Raw genomic sequence first — 546 nt, forward strand, 5'->3', positions numbered from 1 at the left:
CGTATTCGTATTTTAGATTCAACTGCATTTCAACTCCCGGATGTATTTTCATCGGTTTATCCAGGTGCAGGAGGATGCAGCCATACAGCTGGGATAAAAATTCAACTTGAGTATGATTTGTTAAGTGGACAGTTCCTACATATTCATACAGGTCCAGGTAAACAACATGATCGCACTTACGGCTCTCTGTGTGCCCCAACTGTGACAGCGAATGATTTATGTATCCGAGATTTAGGTTATTTTCATTTAAAAGACCTTCAATATATACAAGATAAAGAGGCCTACTATATCTCTCGTATCAAGTCGAATACACGTATGTATCAAAAAAATCCTAGCCCTGATTATTTTCAAGATGGAAGAATTAAGAAAGGTACAGAGTATATACAGATAGATATGGAGACGTTAATGAACTCCCTTCAACCAGGACAAACATGTGAAATAGCTAATGCTTATGTAGGAATGATTGATAAAGTGCCAGCTCGTGTAATTGTTCATCGATTAACAAAACAACAGCAACAAAAACGATTACAAGATCAAGCTGTAAGA

General features: G+C 37.0%; 1 protein-coding gene. It reads left to right on the plus strand.

Annotation, left to right across the window (positions count from 1 at the left end):
- Nucleotides 1–546 (plus strand): IS4 family transposase (locus ACYVEC_RS30650; protein WP_460509595.1); only part of this gene is annotated, 546 nt, incomplete at both ends.

The sequence above is a fragment of the Bacillus sp. MN7755 genome (assembly GCF_054771475.1).